Origin of the sequence: Streptomyces mutomycini, assembly GCF_001700505.1 — a bacterium.
Classification (GTDB): domain Bacteria; phylum Actinomycetota; class Actinomycetes; order Streptomycetales; family Streptomycetaceae; genus Streptomyces; species Streptomyces mutomycini.
Genome location: NZ_MAPV01000333.1, coordinates 1 through 916, shown reverse-complemented (window position 1 = coordinate 916; position 916 = coordinate 1). Strand labels below are relative to the sequence as shown.

At 70.5% G+C, this 916-nt stretch carries 1 protein-coding gene; it reads right to left on the bottom strand.

Features of this window, described 5'->3' with window-relative positions:
• Nucleotides 1-905 (bottom strand): L,D-transpeptidase (locus BFF76_RS30265; protein ID WP_065849500.1); only part of this gene is annotated, 905 nt, incomplete at its 3' end.
• Between the last annotated feature and the right edge of the window lie 11 nt (nt 906-916).

Genomic DNA, 916 nt, shown 5'->3' with positions numbered 1-916 from the left:
TCACCGCCGAAGCCGACGGTGTCCCCGTTCATCCGGGTCACCTTGAGCTTCTCGCTGATGACCATCTGGCCGTTGTACGTGGTCGTGGCCGGTGCGCCCGCGGAGATCGGGATGTCCTTGATCTGCTTGCCGTCACGGACCACCTTCATCCGGTGGGAGCTCGCGTCGACCGTGGAGACCTGGCTGCGGCCGATCGTGAACTTCACGGTCTTGGCCTGCTTGCCGTACACGCCCGGCCGCCCCTCGACGCCGTCGAGGTCGAGGCGCAGGGTCACCTTCGTGCCCGCGGCCCAGTAGTCCTCGGGGCGGAAGTCGAGGCGGTCGTTGCCGAACCAGTGGGGTTCGATCTCCACGGCGGGCTCCGCCGTCACGCTGACCGCCTTCTCCACGGCCTCCGGGTCGGTGATGCCCCGTGTGAAGTGGATCGACACCGGCATGCCCACGCCCACGGTCGAGCCGTCCTCGGGCGTGTACTGGCCGATGAAGGTGTTCTGCGGGACCAGCGTCGTGAAGCTGGTGTCCTTCGCCGACTCACGGCCCTCGGCGTCCTTGGCGACCGCGTGCACGGTGTACTTGGTCGCGGCCGCCAGGTGGCGGTCGGGCGCCCAGCTGAGGCCGTCCTCGGCTATCTTGCCCCCGACCTCCTTGCCCTTGGGGTCGGCGACCTTGACCGTGCTCAGCTTGCCGTCGGCGGCCGAGACCTTCAGCGCCCCGCTGGTCGCCACGTCATCGGCGCCGTCCTTGGGGGCGATGGTCACCACCGCCTGCGAGGCGCTGGTGTCGCCGGCCTTCCCGCCCGCCTGCCCGCCGTTCCTGTCGGCTGCGGCTCCGCTGCCCCCGCACGCGGTCACCAGCAACAGCATCGCGCCCAGCCCCAGTGCGAGGAGTCCGCGGGCTCCTCGCACTGGGGCTGGGC